Origin of the sequence: Chitinophaga sp. (genome assembly GCF_017745275.1) — a bacterium.
Classification (GTDB): domain Bacteria; phylum Bacteroidota; class Bacteroidia; order Chitinophagales; family Chitinophagaceae; genus Chitinophaga.
On record NZ_JAGHZS010000002.1, the window covers coordinates 890275 to 909812 of the forward strand.

13 protein-coding genes are annotated in these 19538 nt (G+C 46.3%); 6 read left to right on the forward strand and 7 right to left on the reverse strand.

The genetic code is table 11. The features are described from left to right. Positions 1-211: 211 nt before the first annotated feature. The 3 genes from J7623_RS09355 to J7623_RS09365 all read right to left on the reverse strand — a co-directional run bounded on the left by J7623_RS09355 (position 212) and on the right by J7623_RS09365 (position 3020). Positions 212-904, reverse strand: coding sequence for a response regulator transcription factor (locus tag J7623_RS09355; RefSeq protein WP_291919559.1), 693 nt, complete (start codon positions 902-904; stop codon positions 212-214). After that, positions 873-2339: a HAMP domain-containing sensor histidine kinase gene (locus J7623_RS09360; RefSeq protein ID WP_291919560.1), complete on the reverse strand. Its 1467-nt coding sequence runs from the start codon at positions 2337-2339 to the stop codon at positions 873-875. The genes J7623_RS09355 and J7623_RS09360 overlap by 32 nt, the downstream gene beginning before the upstream one ends. A 207-nt stretch (positions 2340-2546) precedes the next feature. Further along, positions 2547-3020 carry a hypothetical protein gene (locus J7623_RS09365; protein WP_291919561.1) on the reverse strand — a complete coding sequence of 158 codons (474 nt, stop codon included), beginning with the start codon at positions 3018-3020 and terminating at the stop codon, positions 2547-2549. A 252-nt stretch (positions 3021-3272) separates the two neighbouring features. On the opposite strand from J7623_RS09365, the gene J7623_RS09370 reads away from it, so the two are divergent. The 5 genes from J7623_RS09370 to J7623_RS09390 all read left to right on the forward strand — a co-directional run bounded on the left by J7623_RS09370 (position 3273) and on the right by J7623_RS09390 (position 8861). After that, a complete protein-coding gene (locus J7623_RS09370) occupies positions 3273-3905 on the forward strand; it encodes a TetR/AcrR family transcriptional regulator (protein ID WP_291919562.1) in 633 nt (210 codons plus the stop codon). Next, the gene (locus J7623_RS09375; RefSeq protein WP_291919563.1) at positions 3895-5250 is read left to right on the forward strand and encodes a TolC family protein; all 1356 of its coding nucleotides are present in this window, start codon (positions 3895-3897) and stop codon (positions 5248-5250) included. The genes J7623_RS09370 and J7623_RS09375 overlap by 11 nt, the downstream gene beginning before the upstream one ends. Before the next feature lie 70 nt (positions 5251-5320). Continuing rightward, on the forward strand, positions 5321-6409 hold the full coding sequence (locus J7623_RS09380; protein ID WP_291919564.1) for an HlyD family secretion protein: 1089 nt from the start codon (positions 5321-5323) through the stop codon (positions 6407-6409). A gap of 171 nt (positions 6410-6580) precedes the next feature. After that, positions 6581-8158, forward strand: a complete 1578-nt coding sequence (locus J7623_RS09385; protein ID WP_291919565.1) for a DHA2 family efflux MFS transporter permease subunit — start codon at positions 6581-6583, stop codon at positions 8156-8158. A 136-nt stretch (positions 8159-8294) separates the two neighbouring features. Next, positions 8295-8861: a hypothetical protein gene (locus J7623_RS09390; protein ID WP_291919566.1), complete on the forward strand. Its 567-nt coding sequence runs from the start codon at positions 8295-8297 to the stop codon at positions 8859-8861. A gap of 57 nt (positions 8862-8918) precedes the next feature. Here J7623_RS09390 and J7623_RS09395 read toward each other — a convergent pair whose 3' ends face one another. The 3 genes from J7623_RS09395 to J7623_RS09405 all read right to left on the reverse strand — a co-directional run bounded on the left by J7623_RS09395 (position 8919) and on the right by J7623_RS09405 (position 18071). Then, positions 8919-11723 (reverse strand): TonB-dependent receptor, encoded by a 2805-nt coding sequence (locus tag J7623_RS09395; RefSeq protein ID WP_291919567.1) that lies wholly within the window; start codon positions 11721-11723, stop codon positions 8919-8921. 94 nt (positions 11724-11817) lie between these two features. Continuing rightward, entirely contained in the window at positions 11818-12279 is a 462-nt protein-coding gene (locus J7623_RS09400; protein WP_291919568.1) for an Mpo1-like protein, read from the reverse strand. 50 nt (positions 12280-12329) lie between these two features. Next, a complete protein-coding gene (locus J7623_RS09405; protein ID WP_291919569.1) occupies positions 12330-18071 on the reverse strand; it encodes an alpha-2-macroglobulin family protein in 5742 nt (1913 codons plus the stop codon). Positions 18072-18228: 157 nt separating this feature from the next. Between J7623_RS09405 and J7623_RS09410 the strand changes: the two genes are divergently transcribed. Further along, entirely contained in the window at positions 18229-19116 is an 888-nt protein-coding gene (locus J7623_RS09410; RefSeq protein ID WP_291919570.1) for an NAD(P)-dependent oxidoreductase, read from the forward strand. A 4-nt stretch (positions 19117-19120) separates the two neighbouring features. Here the strand turns inward: J7623_RS09410 and J7623_RS09415 are convergent, their stop codons facing one another. After that, on the reverse strand, positions 19121-19525 hold the full coding sequence (locus J7623_RS09415; protein WP_291919571.1) for a helix-turn-helix domain-containing protein: 405 nt from the start codon (positions 19523-19525) through the stop codon (positions 19121-19123). Positions 19526-19538 lie beyond the last annotated feature (13 nt).

Below are 19538 nucleotides of genomic sequence, written 5' to 3' on the forward strand. Positions count from 1 at the left end.
GTGGCCGGATGAACTTTTTTAAAAAAAGCCTGTTAACTATGTATTACTATGAAAAACACTATTGCAGCAGCTAACTCCTCCTGTATTAGGTTTTCCCCGTTTACCTTTTAAAATCATCAAGATACGGTTGATAAACAGGCACAGCATCCTGTAATGGTTAAGGATGTGCAGGGGCGGGCCCTTGAGCGATGTAGCGCCCGCCCTTTTTTTATTACGAAAGATTAAACATAAACCCAATACCGTACACATTCCGGATACTGATATGCTCATTCCCCTGGAAGTATTTGCGGAAGCGGGATACAAATACATCCAGACTTCTTCCTACAAAATAATCACTGGTACCCCATACATGATGAAGGATATCTTCACGGCGGATGACTTTATTGCTGTTGTGATAAAAGTGCAGCAGCAAATCACTTTCCAACGGCGTGAGAATAGTTTCTTTGCCATTGATATCAGTGAGTTTCAGGGAATCTTTATTAAAGCGCATGCCGCCTAAGTCGATGGTATTAGGCGCCTGGTGGCCAATTCCCTGGTTTCTCTTCAGGATATTTTTTATACGCAATACCAGTTCATCTACATCAAAAGGTTTCACGATATAGTCGTCTGCGCCAATCTTTAATCCATGCAGGCGGTCTTTTTTTTCTCCGCGGGCGGTGAGAAAAAGAAAGGGCACCTGGGGTTGCAATTTGGTCATGCGCTGTGCGAAATCAAATCCATCCATTTCAGGAAGGTTAATATCGATAAGCAGGATATGCCACGCCTGTGGTGTAGCAATAAAAGCTTCGAGGGCAGCCTGGCCATTTTGGTGCCAGTCCACTTCAAAGTCCATTAGTTCCAGGTATTGCTTTACTACATTACCCAGATCGGTTTCATCTTCCAGCAGCAGAATGCGATGTTTCATGGGTGTTTGTTTTTGTGGGTATGCAAATGGTAAAGGTGCTGCCAACGCCCGGCACACTGTCCACGTGAATGGTCCAGCCATGCGTATCCACGCACTGCTTTACATAGTAGAGGCCAAGTCCCAAACCTTTGGTAGGCTTGGAAAGCCGGGGTTGGTGGCGGTAGAATTTTTCAAAAATATGGCGTTGGGTATAGGCATCCATGCCGATACCATTATCTTTTATCACGAGATGTAAAGCTTCTTTTTGTGGTACCACCTGGAGTATCACTTCTTTTTGCAGATGATCATTGTACTTCACCGCGTTGTCCAGGATATTTTGCAGTAACGTGGTAAAATGAAACGTATCTGTTTCGATGAAAGCTGGTAATGGTTGTGGATCAAACACGAAATGAATGCCTTTGTTGCTGGTATTCATGCGGTAGATGGCCAGTATTTCGGTGATGAGTTCCTGCAGGTCGTAGCGACTTAGTTTGAGTTGCAGTTGATCGGTGGCGGCTACGTTGATCACTTTTTCCACGAGTAGTTTCAGTCGCTCTGCCTGCCGGTGAATGATCGCGGATAAAGCCACCAGGCTTTGTTTATTGTCCAGTGTTTTTTCGTTCTGTATATTTTTATTGGCCACCATGATGGCGGTGATGGGCGTATTGAATTCGTGTGAGATGTTATTGATAAAGTCGGATTTCATATCCGACAAATGTTTTTGGTGTATCCATTTGCGCAACGTAATACCGAATAGCGTAATAACGGCGAGCAGTGTGAGTATGCCGGGCAGAATGGTATATCTCATCTGCCGCAGTACCAGTGTGCGGCGATTGTATGGATCTGCGTAAAAGGAAAACGACAGCGAATAGGAATAGGGCAGGGGAGAATTGGCTACCAGCGAAGACGCGGCGTTGTTTTGTGTGAGTTGGTGAAGGTTTCCGCAAATATATAATCCCTTTTCATGTTGCTGATCGGCGGGGATCAGGGGATATTTTTTAAAGCGGTTATAGAGGTTGATGTATTGGTTTTCTTTGAATTTGATATCCAGGCGGTGAATGCATACTGCGTACAGGAGGGAGTCTTTAACCCCGTTGGCAGCTTTGATGGCTTTCAGTGTACTGTCGGCGTTTTCATGTTGCTGCAACACCTGTATAATGTGGTTTACCAGTTGCTGGGCAACGGTATCGAAGCGGCGTGGATTGGTTTTATAGATGTTTTCGAGATAGGGATATTGTGGAATGATGAGGCTGTCGAGCAGTGGTTGTCCGCCGGGAAATAATTTATCATCCGCGATGGCCAGGTTATATGCTTCGCCGATGCGGCCTTTTTCCTGGTAGTTGAAGCGGCTGTCGAGTAACTGGTAAGTATTATATAGCAGCAGAAATTGTACAATAGCCAGGGCTACTATACAAATGACGGCTGTCAGGACATAGAGCTTGATAGAGTGCTTCATTCCCTGCTCGGTTAATTTTGGTTGCTGCGTTGATACATGGTGCTCGATACTCTCCGGATGATGCTGGCAATGCGCGACGCTGTTTGTTGGCTGTTGCTCCCCTAAGATACATTTTTTTCTGATTTAGAAAATCGATTTAGCATTTTTTATTCCCAGGATGTTTTCCGGAGATGGGATATGCATGGTGATACCGTTGTCTACGGGCATTTAGCGCGGGGTAGCGTAATACCGGCGGCTGATCAGGGAAAGGGGGATACCAATCATTACCATGAGAATGGCCATGTTGATCAGTGCGCCGGGGAGGCGTAATGGTCCGTGTGGCACGTGGCTGAGTGGTAATACGATGAACTGCATGAAAGCCCAGATGATGGCGCCATATACAAGCCCGGCGGCAATAGGGTATTGGCGTAACGCGGTGATTTTTGGGTAGACCATCAGGAAGAGAAACGACCAGGAGAAGGCGATGAAATAGTGAAACAGCAAGCCCCAGGCGGTCATGGCCGGATCGCCGTTGAAAGCCGCTTTGCCGAATACACCGCTGCTGATATACGCAAACAGCCGGGTGAGTGGTTGTCCGTGGCTTACGATGGTAAAATATACCGACGCGGAGAGGATATCGAGCGTGCCGGTGAGGAGGCCGGCCATCAGGAGGATGCCGGGAAAAGAGCTGGGAAACCGCATGAAAGGTGGTGTTTATGGTCTTATTAAATTATAAAATTCTATTATAAAAACGGTCGGAAAAAGGTCAAATTTTAACGTTCTGTGTGAACCAATTATTAAGAAATATTAAAAATTGCTTAAAATTTTGACAGATAATGTTGGTAATCATATTTATATAAGTTAGTAAAAAGAAAATTTAAACAGTCGATTAAATAAACGCTTGTTTAAATTAAACGTTTGTTTAGTTTTGTGATGTCAAATCAAAAAAGGAACATGGAAGAGTATAGTGAAAAACAGCTCTCGATTTTAAAAGTTGCAGAGCGGCTATTTGCCGATCAGGGCTTTCATGGCACTTCGGTAAGAGATATAGCACAGGAAGCGGATGTAAACATTGCCATGATCTCCTATTATTTCGGATCAAAGGACAAGTTGCTGGAAACGATCTTTACTTATAGACTGGAGGCATCGCGTAAGTTCATCAACGAATTGTTGGAGAATGACACCCTGGAGCCGCTGGACAAAATAAATAGTTTAATTGACCGGTTTATCAACAAAATGCTGGGCGAGCAATACTTCCAGTGTATTATGAGCCGGGAGCAACTGAACAGTCAGCAAAGCCCTGTAAGGGATTTGATCTGGCAACTGAAAGGAGAGATGCTGGGATTGATGCAGCCGATTGTTACCAACGCCCAGGAAGCGGGCATCTTTGATAAAGATGTAGACGTGGAGATGTTGATGACTACTTTATTCGGGACTATTCACCAGGTAATACCTGCCCAACATATACTTAAAAAAAACGCGCCGGCCGACGTTACTACAGACGAAGAGTTCAGCGTGTATATCAAGAACAGAGTAAGTATACATTTAAAAAAATTGTTCAAAGCAATCCTAACACATGAATTCTAGAAGCATATACACACGATTATATGCGCTTACATCGGGACTCCTGCTGACTTTTTTCTTTCAGACAGCAACCGCACAACAGAGCGTAAAACCGCTTTCGTTAAATGAAGCCATATCGCTGAGTATACAAAACAGCAAACAATTAAAAGTGAGTAATGCAAAAGTAGCACAGGCTACTGCCTCACTGAAAGAAGCAAACGAACGCCAGTTACCAGATGCCAGTATTTCAGGTTCATATATGCGTCTCACGCAACCGAACATAGATATGAAAATGAAACTGGGCAGCGGTAGCGGTGGTTCTTCAGAAAGCCCAAAAGTAAACGAGGCTGCTTACGGATCAGCCAATGTATCTCTCCCGATTTTTGCAGGTGGTAAGATACAAGCCGGTAAAGAATCGGCACGTTACCTGGAAACAGCTGCCAAACTGGACGTAGATAAGAACCGGGAAGATGTGATCGCGAACACCATTGCAGCCTACAGTAACCTTTTTAAGGCGAAGGAAGCAGTAACACTGGTACAGGAAAACATCCGCCAGTCAGACGAGAGAGTGAAAGAGTTTTCCAATAAAGAAAAGAATGGGCTGCTGGCACGTAACGACCTTCTGAAAGCAGAACTGCAACAATCGAACTACCAGGTAGCTTTAATGGACGCAGAAAACAACCTGAAAATCGCTAACCTGAATATGGATATCATGCTCGGCCTGCCCGAAAACACCGATATCCAGGTAGATACCACCACTTTTAAAGTAGATAACAGTGTAGACGGACGTGGTGTGGCAGAGTTTGAACAACTGGCGTATCAGAACCGTAAAGATGCCGCTGCCCTCAGCTACCGTGAAAAAGCTGCTGCTGCAGGTATCAAAGGAGCGAAAGCCGACTACTATCCTTCGCTGGCACTCACCGGTGGATACATTGCCGCTTACATTCCTAATATTATCACCATTACCAATGCAGTTACTGCAGGCGTAGGTGTCAAGTATAACTTAGCTTCTCTCTGGAAAACAGGATCAAAAGTAGCCGGTGCCAAAGCCCAAATGGCAGAAGTACAGGCCAACGAAGAGATGATCGCAGAACGTATACACCTGGACGTGTATCAATCTTACGAAAACTATCTCCTGAGCCATAAGAAGATGGACACATATATTAAGGCAATAGAACAGGCAGAAGAAAATTACCGGATCACGAAGAACAAGCACGACAACAACCTGGCTACCACCACAGACCTGCTCGACGCAGATGTAGCTAAGCTGCAGTCGCACCTGAACTACGCTTATGCAAAAGCAGATGCCCTCGTAGCTTACAATAAACTGTTGCAGGCAGCCGGTATACTGGAATCAAAGAACAAATAATACGCACAAACCAATAAATATCAAAGCCGTGGAAACGCAAACTCAAACAAAACCTACTAACAATATAAACATGCAGGAAACAACCGCGCCTAAAAAGAAAAGCAAAGGGTTCGTCATAGTGCTGGCAGCGCTGGTACTGGGTGGCGGTGCATTTGGTATCTCCAAATATATCCATGGTCAACACCATGAAGAAACTGATAATGCGCAGATCGATGCTAACGTGAGCCCGGTAATACCACGTGTATCCGGCTACGTAAAAGAAGTGAGAGTGAAAGATAACCAGTTTGTGAAGAAAGGCGATACCCTGGTAGTGCTGGACGACCGCGACCTGGCCATTAAAGTACAACAGGCAGAAAATGCCCTCTATGCTGCACAGGCTAACCTGGGCGCTGCCGAGGCCACTACCGCTGCTGCACAAACCAATATTGGCACTGCACAGGCACAAATCGCTACCATCGATGCACAAATTGAGGCAGCGAAAGTAAACCTCTGGAGAGCTACCCAGGATTATCAACGTTATGCGAACCTGATCAAAGATCACTCTATTACCCAACAGGAATTTGAACAGGCTTCTGCCGCCAAACAAACCGCTGAACGTCAGCTGGATGTACTGGCCAGACAAAAAGCAGCAGCTGCCCGTCAAACCAACGTGGTAACGTCTCAGAGTGGTGCTACTTCCAAGCAAATCAACATCGCCAACGCAGGTATCAAGCAACGTCAGACAGATGTAGAAGATGCAAAACTGAACCAGTCATATGCAGTGATCACTGCACCGGAAGATGGTGTGCTGTCAAAAATCTACGTACAGCCAGGACAGTTTGTGCCGGCAGGTCAGTCGTTATTCACCGTAGTATTGAATACTACTCCATGGGTAGTGGCAAACTTTAAAGAAACACAGCTCGACAAAATGAAACTGGGTCAGAAAGTAACCGTTCATGTTGACGCGTATCCCGGAAAAGCCATTGAGGGAAAAATTACTTCCTTTTCACCTGCCACCGGTTCTAAATTCGCCCTGTTACCTCCGGATAATGCGTCTGGTAACTTCGTGAAAGTGGTACAACGTTTACCTGTTAAAATCGAGTTCGATAATCCGAACGACGAAGTGGTAAAACAGCTGCGCCCGGGTATGAACGTGTTGGTAGATGTGCATCTCAACTAATCATATACATGAATAACAACTTATCCGGAGTTAATAATTAATGGAAACCATGCTAATAATTAACAGACAGGCGTAATCGATAGATCAAAGGAAACCTAACAGAAAGGATCATGTCCGTCATTAATTATTAACTCCGGGTAAAATTGTACTCATTCAAAATACAAGTGCTGCATGCAACAAGAATCCTTGATAGAATACGGCTCGCGCAGGGTGATTATCACCATCACCGCTATATTTTGCGCGTTGCTGGAGATAGTGGACACCACTATCGTAAATGTGGCGTTGAATGACATGCGGGGTAACATGGGCGCCACGCTCAGTGAAATCGGTTGGGTGGTTACGGCTTATGCCATTGGTAACGTAATCATTGTACCGATGACCAGTTGGTTATCACAACAATTCGGTCGCCGTAACTACTTTGCGGCTTCCATCATCATATTCACCGTTTCATCCTTCCTTTGTGGTAACGCCACCAGTATGTGGGAGTTAATTATCTTCCGTTTCATACAAGGTTTGGGAGGAGGTGCATTGCTGGTAACCTCACAAACAATTATCACCGAAAGTTACCCGCCCGAAAAACGCGGTATTGCCCAGGCCATCTATGGTTTAGGGGTGATCATTGGTCCAACGTTAGGACCTCCTTTAGGTGGTTTCATTACCGATAACTACTCCTGGCCTTATATTTTCTATATTAATATACCCATCGGCGTTATTGCTACCCTGCTTACCCTGCAGTTTGTACGTAGCCCGAAATATGGAGAAAAACGTAGCGTGAGTGAAATCGACTTCCTCGGAATCGGGCTGCTGGCCGTGATGGTAGGCTCCCTGCAGTTTGTGCTGGAACGCGGACAGGAAGACGATTGGTTCAATGATCCCACTATTACGGCATTGACCGTCACCAGCGCACTGGCATTGTTCTTTTTCATCTGGCGTGAGCTGACGTACAAAAATCCCATCGTGGAACTTCGGGTACTTAAAAACGGGAATCTCCGGGTAGGTACGCTCCTGTCCTTTATCATGGGTTTTGGATTATACGGCTCTACGTTTATTATTCCTTTATACACGCAAGGTTCATTGGGATGGACGGCTACGCAGTCTGGTATGCTCATGATTCCTGCCGCCCTGACTACGGCTTTCATGATGCCGGTGATTGGTACGTTGCTGGGTAAAGGCTTCCCGCAACAATACATGGTAGCCAGCGGGATGTTCCTGTTCTTTGTGTTCTGTTTCTGGGGTTATAAAATCATTACACCGGCAGATACCGGCTCAGATGCTTTCTTCTGGATGCTGATTGTGCGTGGGGTAGGTATGGGATTACTCTTCATTCCGATTACCACCTTATCATTGTCTGGTTTGAAAGGCCAGGAAATCGGCCAGGGCGCCGCCTTTACAGGGATGATGCGCCAGTTGGGAGGTTCCTTTGGAGTGGCATTGATCACCACTTTTATGGCCCGCCGCAATATGATGCACCGCAGTGACCTGGTGGCAAAACTGGATGTGAATGATCCGGATGTAATTAACCGGGTAAATGGTTTACAGCACAGTTTCATCGCGAAAGGGATGGATCCGCACAAAGCGCTGAACAGCGGATACCAGTTACTGGATTATACCATTAGCAAGCAAGCCGCTACGTTGTCGTACATGGATGTATTCCTGTACCTGGGTATGCTCTTCCTGATCTGTGTACCATTTGTATTAATGGTAAAAGCAAAGAAAGCACCGAAACTGGATCCGTCTGCTATGCACTAACGGAACCGTTTTCAACATAAAGATATTGTTGCAATAACAGTGTAACAGTTGTAGGTTTAGGTAAATAAGCTCCGATTTTAATCGGGGCTTTGCTTTTTTTTGGGGGTAATACATTAAATTCATACAAAGCCCCGCTATGGAAACATTTGGTCACATAAGAATGGTGATAGGATTTATCCTAAGCCTTAGTATTGCCCACCTGCTGAAAGGCACCGCCAGGTTCATACAGCATCCTGGCAGGGAAAAGCCTTACTGGATACATCTTTCCTGGGTATTTTATATTTTCATCCTGCTGATCCATTTCTGGTGGTGGGAAATGCCACTGCACACCCTTAAACGATGGACCTTCCCGGAATACCTCTTTGTAATATGCTTTATTACTACCTTTTTTCTGTTGTGTGCTTTGTTGTATCCTGATGACCTGAAAGATTATAACGGCTACCAGGATTACTTTTATTCGAGACGAAAGTGGTTCTTTGGTGTACTTGCTTTTTCTTTTATGGCCGACGTAATAGACACTTTGTTAAAAGGAGAAATCTACTATCATCATTTCGGGATGGAATACCCGATACGTAATGTAATGCATATTGTATTATGCCTGCTGGCCATCCGGATCAGCAGCAGGACTTTTCACGGCGCGCTGGTAGTCCTGCTTATTTTATACGAAATGTCTTATATATTGCGGCTATATCTGTCTGCCTGAAAAAGCAAAAGGCGGTTACATCACCTGTAACCGCCTTTTACTTTTTATATTAGCCTGTTAAAAGTTCAACGCTACTTTTGTAAACAACCGGATGCCATTAAAGCCCATCTGTACAGCATCCCAGGGGCCACCGGTTTCACCGTCATATGCAGATAGTTTGGCGCCGGGTACATAGCCCAGGTCCGGATGTACATTGAAGATATTATCCGCCCCCAGGAACCAGGCGATATGGGAAGAGAAACGATAACTGGCATATACATCTGTAGTTACTTTCCCGTTGTAATTGAATTGTTCCTTTACCAGTTTGCCATCAGCATCCAATGCTACCTGTGGGTCAATACCAGTACCTCCAAGATCACCCTCATAACCATAGCCCAGCAATACAATTTTGCCGTAATAATCCAGTCGCGTACCCACGCTGAATTTTTTGATGCCATATTCAAGATTCAATCCCAGCTTGGCTGGTGGCGCAGAGGCTAACACAAAGTGTTGTTCTCTTTCACTAAAAAATTCATTGCGATGCAGGTAGCTGTCGTTTAATTTATCGGGAACATTGATGTTATCAATATTCATGTGCTGGATATTTCCGGTGAACAATGCGCGGAAATGTTGGGAACCCCATTTTGTGTGATAGTCGATCACCAGATCCAGCCCGGTATTGGTGGTGTTTACAGCATTGGCAAAGAACTGTGCGTTATCGATTCTCAAATCCGTCAATGCTTTTAAGAAAACAGGATCCAGGGTGCTATCGGACTTGTTAAACTGTCCGGATAATACAACCCTGTCTTTCACTTTTACCATGTAACCATCCAGTGTGATGGTCAGGTCAGAGATGGGCTTCCAGGAGAAGCCCAGGCTGGCATTCACCGATTTTTCCTGTTTCAGTGCCGGGATGCCGGCAGCCTGGGTAATAGGATTGGTGTTTGGTGCAATTTTTACTTCAGAGATACGGCCACCCTGGACGTTGGTGAACTGGGAGCTGTAATTGATTTGTTGCAGGGAAGGCGCCCGGTAGCCGGTACTAACGGAGCCGCGTATATTAAAATGCGGCGCTACTTTGTAACGAGCTGCCAGCTTATAGTTGCTGGTAAAGCCGAAGTCGTTGTAGTTTTCTGCACGGATAGCTGCTCCGAGTAAAAACTTAGTGGTGATATCCCATTCAGCATCCACAAATCCGGCGATGTTTGAGCGGGTGGCGGTTACTTCATCTGTTGGGCGATATCCGGGGAAACCCTGAGCTCCAGTGGCTTTGATGAAGTTAGGGTCATAGTTTTTCCAGGAATTTTCGTCACCGGCGTAGATGTTATAGCGTTCATAACGATATTCCGCACCCAATGCCAGGTTAAATCCGGCGCCGATATGTGGTATATCTTTCGTGAACGTGAGGTTGGTGGTATTCTGTAAAAAGGAATAGCCGCCATCGTTGAAATGAGTGGGGGTAGTACTTCCCAGGGAGGCGTTGAAGGTTTTATCGCCGTAGAAATGAAAATCATTTCTGCCCAGGGTATTGCTAAGATCCCATTTCCAGTTGTTATGTGTGCTGCCTTTTACGCCGGCAGCCAGTGATAAATCCTGGATATGCGTCTGGATATGTGGATTGAAGATGGTGTCTGGCACACTACCTGGTGTTGGGATACTTTCCATAATGTCCGGGTAGAAAATCAACTGGCCGGCAGCATTGGTAGGGAAGCGTTCCGGGTGACCCGCAAACGATCTCGTATAGGCGTAGGCGTCAGACGATTTGTAGTTGTAGCCACCAAAGGCGTAGATAGTGGTGGAACTGGTGCTTACGGGTACTTCCAGGTTGAACATACCGCCGCCGGAAGTAACGGAGCCATCGCCATGAGCGCGCCTGCCGCTATTGATAGGGAGTGAATTGGCATGGGTCAGATCCGTATCACCAACCTGCCGGAATGTTTTACCCTGTTTCAGGAAGTTACCGGAGAAGTTAATAAACCCACCGTGCTTCCCCAATGGAAGTCCGTAATTGGCGCCAACGGTGACGGCGTTACCGTCAATAGGGTTGGCGTATTCATACTGCTTTAAATCGCGGCTAAAATAAGTATTGTATTTATGGTCGTAGTAGCCGGCATAACCGGTAGTGATATTCAGGTGATTGACATCCTTCTTCAGAATAATATTGATAACTCCCGCAATGGCATCAGAGCCATATTGGGCGGAAGCGCCATCGCGCAGTATTTCCACCCGGTCAATGGAAGCTTCGGGAATAGCGTTTAAGTCGGTACCGGAATTACCACGGCCCCGGGTACCAAATACGGCAACAAAAGCGGTCTGGTGGCGGCGTTTGCCATTTACCAGTACCAGTGTTTGATCGGGTCCCAGTCCTCTTAAGGTGGCGAGATCAATCTGGTCGGCGCCATCGCTACCACTTTGTTTGTTGTAATTAAAGGAAGGCGCGGACGCATTCAGCAACGAGGTGAGCTCCATATTAGCGGTAGGTAAGCCAGCCTGGTTCACGCTGATGACATCCACGGGGACGGCCGTTTCTGTTTTGGCCCGGCCACCGCTGCGGGTACCTACGGAAACGATAGGTCCTAATTCAGCAATGAGGGAAACCATTTTTACGTCGAGCTGTGTTTGCCCGTTTACATTTACCTGCTGAGGAGCGTAACCGATGGAACTGAATTCCAGCACATCGCTGGCAGCAGCATCCAGGCTGAACAGGCCGGCAGCATTGGTTTGTGTGCCTTTGGGGGCGGATTTTACATGTACGGTAACACCTTCCAGGGGTTGCCCCGTGGTGGCATCTGTGACTTTACCGTTGATTTTTTGAGACTGTGCGATGGTTGAAAGCGCACATAGTAACAGGCTTGTGAAGCAGGGTAGAAGTTTGAAACTCATATGCAGGCAGTTTTCTGAATTTAACAAAAAAACCGGAGATTTGATGTAATCCCCGGCCATATATTTTACTGCCAACATTCCAGTTCGTTGTGTATTATAGTTTTATGCCTGCCTTCTTATAAATGAAACTCATCAGCCATGCGGGGCCAATCAATAAAAACTGCAAATCTTTGAAGAAGGAAGGCTTGGCCCCTTCTATTTTATGCCCGATAAATTGCCCGATCCAGGCCAGTACAAAAATGCCCAGCGCCACCTGCCAGATGGCCCACCCGGTGCCTGCAATCATTCGCCACAGCCAGAGACAGATAATGCCAATGACCAGCATGCCCGCCGCCAGGGACGGAGAGAGGCGTACGTAGTAAATAAGTACCAGCAGCAGTACCACATGCGCCAGGGTGATCAGGCCGTTCATGCCCGGGATAGGCAAGGGCACCGCATATAAAAAGCCTACTATGCTGAAGAAGATCGCCGGCACACAAATCCAGTGAATCAGTTTGTTGGTATGGTTACGGTGACTGGTACCGTAATCATCCAGCCATTGTTGAATTGTTTTCATCGTGGAAGCAGTTTATTCGTTGTACTATTAAAATACGTTAAATAATGCAGTTATTTCCCACTGATGATCACCTTTTTCATAGATTCCCGCCCATAGAACACAGGGAAGTACATCATTTCTGCTTTTGCCGGATTGAGGTGGTAATAACCTGTATAGCGTGGCATCAGTGAAATGGTAAAGGTATGTATGCCTTTAGTGAGATAATTACTGAAGATGCTTACCTTGTTTTTGAAGTACTCGCGGTGGATTTCCTGGTTGGCCCAGGCGCTGTTTTTATTATCGTAGGAGCAACCGGCAGGAATAGGTATTTCCACCATCACATAATCTGCATCCGCTTTTACGTCTACTTTCACTTCCATCACTACGGCGCGTCCGGCGGTAAGGTAGGATACGCTGCTATCCCGTTGCAGGAAACGGCTGCTGACGGCGAATTGATTGGTGACTTTTCCTGGCGCAGGATTCCAGTGTTGCTGCCAGGCAGTGAAGTATATATTAGCGCCGCCCTGCTTACTGATCTGCACCGGTTTGCCGGTTGGAATTGAGCTGCTGTAAGGAAAGTTGTCAACACGTTGTCCGTTGATATGGAAAACGGGTGGTGTTTGCTCTCCGGCCTGCAATACATCTGGCATAATGGTGGCCAGGATACCGGCAGATTCGTAGGTATTGCGCCAGTTACCACTGCGCCTGTTTTCCATGAACCAGTTGCGAATGCTACGCAGTTGTGCTGCCTGGCCGCTTTGTGTACGCAATATTTTGTAAGCAAGCAGCGTGAGTTGTACGCTGTTATTGAAAAGATGATAGCTGTCGGTTCCCCAGTAATGATTCCCTAATATAGTAGCCTGTTGTTTGGCCATCAGGGAATCTATATTCACCTTCATGCCTGCACGTTGTTTCAGGTATAAGAGGCGGAATTGGTCGTAATCATTGTTGCGGCTGGCTTTCAGTGTGTCGAGGTAACTGGCGTAATCTACCTTTGCCTCCAGCGACTGCAACATTTCCAATAAAGATATTTTATCAGGATTGTTGGCGGAGTTGAGTTCAAATATGTAGTAGTTTATCAGCTGTTTTTTGTCCATACCAATAGCGAAGCCTTCTTTTTCTGCCATCAGCAGCGCAGTGGTCACGTGTTGCGTTACCCAGTAAACAGTGGCGTTTTTGTTCCACCAGCCCCAGCCACCTTCCGGGTTTTTGTTTTTTCCCAGGTCGTAAATCAGGTCTGTTATTTTCTTTTCATGTTTGAAGGGCTGATCCATGAATTTCCGGGCTTGTTTTTCCAGCAGGAGACCGATTAGCTTAGAGGCCATTTGTTCGTTACAATTGTATTCATAACCTTGCAGGTAATCTATTTCATCGAGTAGTACGGGTAACAGGCCGGTGCTGGCGTACAGATGCAGCGTGCCGGTATCTGCAAAAGCCGGCAGCGTGAAGCTGGTATCAGTACCCAGTGAAAGAAACAGTCCTTTGGTTTCTTTTACGCCTTGTTCAAATACCGGAATGGCGCGGTATTCTCCATCGAAATAATTGTTACTGCCGCTGATAGTATATTGTAGCGGTACGCTGTCGCGCGCCTGCACCCGGATCGGGAAGGTATCAATATGACTGTTCAATACCTGCACGATATTGTTTTGTACCGGCAGATGATAAGCGTAAAAGCTGCGGTTCACGGTGGCGCTGTCTTTCCGGTAGTTCATTATTTTCCCGATGATATTGATGCTGTCGCCGGCTACCGCAAAGGCAGGCAGCGACAGGTTGGCACTGAGCGGCAGGTAAGATTTGATTTGTGCTGTGGTGGCGCCGTTTTGTCCTTTATCTGTATAAGCAATGGCGAATGTTTTCCAGTTGGTAATATCATCCGGGAAGGTGACCTTAAAAGAAGCTTCGCCTTTTTCGTTGGTACGTAACCGTGGTTGCCAGAAAGCATCGTCCCGGAAGTGGCTGCGTAGGGAATTGTTGCCTGCGGGCATGTCGGTAGTTTCTGTGGCCGGTTTGGTGCTGGTAATAATGACCACTCCATTGGCAGCCCTGGAGCCGTAAATCGCGACGGCGGCGTTGCCAGGCAGCACCGTCATATCTTTAATACTTTTGGGATCAATGCCATTCAGATCCCCATCAAACGGAATACCATCGATCAGGATGAGCACTCTGGTGGTATCCGATGAGGAGACGCCTCTGACTACGATACCAGCTGCTCTGCCTTGTAAAGCATTAGCGGATATATTGGAAAAAGCATAGGATAGATTTGCTTTGGTATGATTAACACTATAGCCTGTTACCACCACTTCCTGGAGGGCTTTGGCGCTGGCACGCAGTTTAATCTCTATATAATCCTGGTGATTCACGCGTATCGTCTGGCCGTCGAAGCCTACGTACTCAAAGACAAGAGAACCTGCCGGGGGGGTAAATATGTGAAAACGCCCATCGGCATTGGTAGCGGTGCCATAGTTGGTACCTTTCAGCCTCACTGTTACACCTGGTAGCGGAATACCTTTTTCATCCACTACCCGTCCTGATACCTGGTGGGTAAAGATAGTCGTGTCCATGTACCGGTTATTGAATGGCAATGTGAAATCGTTGGCAGCCGAAGGTTCCAGGGTAGTTGTCCGGCGGTCTTTCCAGTCGAGAATGGCTTTTGCCAGGGCCAGGCTGGTGGTATCGCCTGTTATGATTTTATTGGCAGTTAGCTGGTAGAAAGTACTACCATTTTCTCTGATGAAAATGCTATCCTTTACATAATATTGGTTGTCGCGTAGTAACACCAGCAGCCGGTAATAGCCGGGGGCCAGGTGGTTTATCCGGGTGGTTGTTTTGGTGTAAATATTAATGAAAGAAGGATCATCGTAGCGATACAGGAATAGCTGGCGGATTTTTTTTGCCTGTAGTGCTGTATCGTGAGCAATTACCAGTTTACCTGTTATAGTGCCATCGGTGTTGGTAGTAAGCATATCCTGACTGATAGATTGTTCATTTAGCCATTCTTGCCATAAACGACTCATCGTTTTTTCCGTTAGTATATGATCATATAATCGGGAAGACGTCCCATCTGAACCAATATACAGCCCACTCATGAATTTGACTTCTTTTTGTTTGATCAGCCCCTGGTGAATATTAAAAGTATAGCCAGGCTCGGGTAGGAAGGTTTGTGCAAAGCCTCCTTTTATGATATAATCAGCATTGGTATTTAACAGCGGCCCTGCCAGCAGTATCGGCTCGTTATAGCCGTTTTGATGCGTGAACTGGAATATTTTTTCGTCCTGGTTGATGTAGGTGAACTCATTTCCGGGATCTACCTGGAAAGGAATTACATACCTGCGCCGCAGCTGTATCTCTCCGGGCGTTAATTGCGATTTCATTTTGGTTACCTGTATATGTTGGCCGGTAGCATTGCTGGCAATACTGATATAGTTTTTCATGCCTTTTTTAACATCGATACTGTCTATGACAATGCTGCTTTTGGAAGTGCGTAACTCCATTTTATGTTTACCGGGATTTACCTCGAAGCAGTAATTGGGAGTAAGATCCGTGTTATCAAAGTAAACAGGGCGTTCGTCTACTTTAATATAGGCAATATGCTGAATGGCGCCGTCGGTTACTACAAAGGGAGCCAGTTCTGTGAAGCCGGTGGTTGTTGGTTCCTGGTTGTAGTAAATACCATCCGGATGAAGGAACTGGTAATAAGCGATGCTATCCAGCGACATTTCTTTCTTCCATCTTTCCCAGGTCATCATTAGCTCATCTGAGGGAATATCCCGGTATTGCAGTCTGTAGCGGTTGTAAGCTTTGCGCATGCGAAACCGCTGCCCGGGATAGGGTAAATCCGGAAGTTTCGTGTTTTCAAATTTTGCAGTCATGGCATATGCCGTAACGTCTGCATCTTTTACGGGGCGGCCATCTCCATCAACAACAGTGATGCCTATACGTGATGTTTGCCCTGGATATACTGCCACCGGATTGTTGATGATCACCTGTAGTTGTTTGTCGAGGTAAGGTACCATGAACTGATCATTTACCACCACATCGTTCCATACATACTGCACAGAAACAAAATAGCATTGGGTAGAGCGGGAGGCAGCCTTCCAGGAGAGCTGCCGGCTATAGCCCTGTGTAACTAATTGGTTGCCGTTAAAAATGCTATACCAGTAGTATAAGTTTTCCGGGTTGTTGATGTTTATAAGTACGGAGTCCCGGGTGCGGGAGGCGTTACATTGTAAATTGCTTTTTCGCTGCGTAATTTCAAAAGTTTGACGAATGCTATCTGTAATGATTTCATACCTTGTTACAAAGGGGAGCACCGGGAGGATAGCGGGTAATTGGATGGGGGCAGCAGATACGGTATCAGCCAGGCTGTTTTTTAAAATCAGCCGGGCTGCTTTGGCAACAGGTTTTCCGGCCAGGTTATAGGTAATGGTAAGGCTGTCGTTGTGCTGGGTAAAGTTGATCTGTGCCGGGTTGTATTTGTATTCTACGGTGTTGCTGCTTTGTCGGCTTTCATTGTTGCTGTTCAGGAAATGCGATTCGATGGTATAATCAAAGGATGCTGCCGGGAAAATACTGTCCGGGATAACTACTTTGGTTTCACCGGAAGTTTCTAACGCGGTTTCATACTGCCAGAGAGTATCTGGCATAAATACGGTGCCAGCGTGGTACTGACTGATGTTCTCTGGTGTAACCGTGATGATTACACGGCCATCCATTACGGGCAGGTCATTTTCATCTGTAGCTTTCAGGTAAAGGGAGAGAGGCATACCTCGCGTATGTTCGGTATAATCGGTGCGGGAGGTAAAGTGAGTGGATTTCAGTTCATATTCTTCATATTCGAAGTTCCCCCGCATTAATACCGGGCGTTTCGCTGCAAATTCCTGATCGTCCAGGTCGTCGCTATTATCTTTCAACATATATTTTCTGCCGGATAAGGTCTCCAGTGTGAGCAGGTATCGCTCGTCCAGCTCAAGATCCAGGTTGTCACCCAGTACCACTGCGGTGTCATAGCCACCTGGCCGGTAGGGCCGGACGGTAGCAAGAATGGTATCTACGTCTCCGTGATAATCAGATAAGCGCAACAGCAGCGGTTCATTTACCGGTTTATTTCCGGCGGTGGTAATAAATGCTTTGAGTCGCAGCGTATCATCGGGTTTGTATTTCGCTTTGTTGAAGGTCATAAAACCCCTGTAGTTGTCTTCTGAAGGAGTACGATCATAAAAGTTACCGCGGGCTTTGTACTTGTAGCGATGCGAAAATATCCTCTTCCACCAGGGTTTTCGGTGCCAGATTTTTTCTGCCGGGATATCAAAAATGTTCATGACATTTTGGTAGTTCACCACCACAATTCCTCCTTTTTTATAGCGGTGTATGCGATAGCTTTGCGTGGCTTCATCCCAGGGCACCACACGTTTGTTGATGGTAACCTTAGCGCCGGATAAAGGTTTCCCGTTGATGTCATGCACTAAAAGGGCCAGGTCATAGTTATTGGTAATCACTTTGAGCAGTACATTGTGCACCGGGTGAAAATTGTAACTGAGTTTATTATCAAGGGCATGTACTTCCAGGTAGTTGCCTGGGGGCAAATTAGACGGAAAGGCACGATCATAAGGGAAAGTAGCTACCAGTGAATGCAGATAAGCTTCTTTGGGCCAAAGGTCCTCCTTTTTTGCCTGTTGATATATTTTCAGTGTTTCTGTAGCGGTCAGTTTATAAACATAGCGTAAGGCACTATGTTTCGTACTCGCTGAAAGCGGTTGCTGGGCCTGGGTAACAATGCTGTGCAGGCAGAACAGGAATACAAGAATTCTTTTCAAGATATAGGAGTTGTATAGGAAAATTACAGAAAAGCAGCCATACTTAACCGATCACATGATAAGTATATAGTAGTTTTGGATATCGTAATTTGGGTATAAATGCGTTATTATAACTCGTATTAAAATGAATAGCTTTGAATAATTAATTGCATGTAACATGGAAACCATAGGATTTATTGGTACCGGGCATCTCGGTTACCCGATCGCAGAGAACCTGCTGAGAGCAGGATACAGTGTAAGAATATATAACCGCACACGTGAGAAGGCATTGCCTTTGGAAGACCTGGGAGCGGTGTTGGTCAACAGCCCGGAGGAAACAGCGGTACAAGGCGGCATCGTATTAAGTTTAGTAGCAGATGATGCGGCAGTGAGAGCAATAGCTACTGATGCGTTGGTGGCAGCGCTGGGTACCAATGGCATTCATGTGTCTATGAGTACCGTGTCGCCGGACATTTCCCGGGAGTTAGCTGCGCATTTTCAGCAACAGGAAGTGGCCTGGGTAACGGCGCCGGTATTTGCACGTCCGGAGGCTGCTGCGGCAAAAGTAGGTAATGCGGTCATTTCAGGAGAGGCAAGCGCAAAAGAACGTATCAAGCCATTGTTACAGGCAGGATTCGCCAAAAATATTTTTGATCTCGGCACAGATGCCGGCAGTGCCAATGTATTAAAGCTGATGGGCAATTTTATGATTGCGGGGGCTATTGAATTGATGGCAGAATCTTTTGCGTTGGCAGAGAAGAATAATGTAGATCCACGGGTGGCGTATGATATGCTGACTAGCACCCTGTTTTCCGGTCCTATCTTCAAAAGTTACGGGGCTATGATACTGGACCGGAAGTTTACCGGTAACCCTGCTTTTAGTGCAGCTTTGGGTTTGAAAGACATGGACCTCGTATTGCAAACAGCCCGAAAATCATATACCCCGATGCCGATAGCTAACCTGGTGCAGTCGCGGTTAACTACTGTGCTTGCGAAAGATACGCATGATGCCGACTGGTTATCCCTGGCAATGGGTGCGTTGGAAGATGCCGGTATTACGAAATAGTTATTTAACCTTTATCAGCTATGGCCATCGTTGCTTTTTTATTAACAGCAGTGCGGGCCATGGCTTTTTCCCGGTGTGTTACACCCCAGTCGGAAATATGCTGTAGCATACTTTCCATGCTTAAACCCAGTGGAGTCAACTCGTATTCTACCCTTGGCGGTACTTCCGGGTATACGATCCTTTTAATCAGCTGATCATTTTCCAGTTCCCTCAACTGTAATACCAGCACCCGCTCAGAAATACCGGAGATCGACTTCTTCAATTCGTTATAACGCAGTTTACCATCGAGTAAGCGCCACAATATGCTGGGTTTCCAGCGGCCGCCAATCAACGACAGGGTATAGGCGGTACCGCAGTCGCCGCGCAGGTTCCTTTCATTGATTGCATTAGAGGAATTTTCTTTTCGCATATTTTTTCGTTCT

Excerpts from the sequence above, each read along its gene's own strand:
- J7623_RS09390 (WP_291919566.1), top strand. The coding sequence starts at position 8,295 with ATGGAAACATTTGGTCACATAAGAATGGTGATAGGATTTATCCTAAGC.
- J7623_RS09365 (WP_291919561.1), bottom strand. The coding sequence starts at position 3,020 with ATGCGGTTTCCCAGCTCTTTTCCCGGCATCCTCCTGATGGCCGGCCTC.
- J7623_RS09415 (WP_291919571.1), bottom strand. The coding sequence starts at position 19,525 with ATGCGAAAAGAAAATTCCTCTAATGCAATCAATGAAAGGAACCTGCGC.
- J7623_RS09400 (WP_291919568.1), bottom strand. The coding sequence starts at position 12,279 with ATGAAAACAATTCAACAATGGCTGGATGATTACGGTACCAGTCACCGT.
- J7623_RS09360 (WP_291919560.1), bottom strand. The coding sequence starts at position 2,339 with ATGAAGCACTCTATCAAGCTCTATGTCCTGACAGCCGTCATTTGTATA.
- J7623_RS09380 (WP_291919564.1), top strand. The coding sequence starts at position 5,321 with ATGCAGGAAACAACCGCGCCTAAAAAGAAAAGCAAAGGGTTCGTCATA.
- J7623_RS09375 (WP_291919563.1), top strand. The coding sequence starts at position 3,895 with ATGAATTCTAGAAGCATATACACACGATTATATGCGCTTACATCGGGA.
- J7623_RS09370 (WP_291919562.1), top strand. The coding sequence starts at position 3,273 with ATGGAAGAGTATAGTGAAAAACAGCTCTCGATTTTAAAAGTTGCAGAG.
- J7623_RS09410 (WP_291919570.1), top strand. The coding sequence starts at position 18,229 with ATGGAAACCATAGGATTTATTGGTACCGGGCATCTCGGTTACCCGATC.
- J7623_RS09385 (WP_291919565.1), top strand. The coding sequence starts at position 6,581 with ATGCAACAAGAATCCTTGATAGAATACGGCTCGCGCAGGGTGATTATC.
- J7623_RS09395 (WP_291919567.1), bottom strand. The coding sequence starts at position 11,723 with ATGAGTTTCAAACTTCTACCCTGCTTCACAAGCCTGTTACTATGTGCG.
- J7623_RS09355 (WP_291919559.1), bottom strand. The coding sequence starts at position 904 with ATGAAACATCGCATTCTGCTGCTGGAAGATGAAACCGATCTGGGTAAT.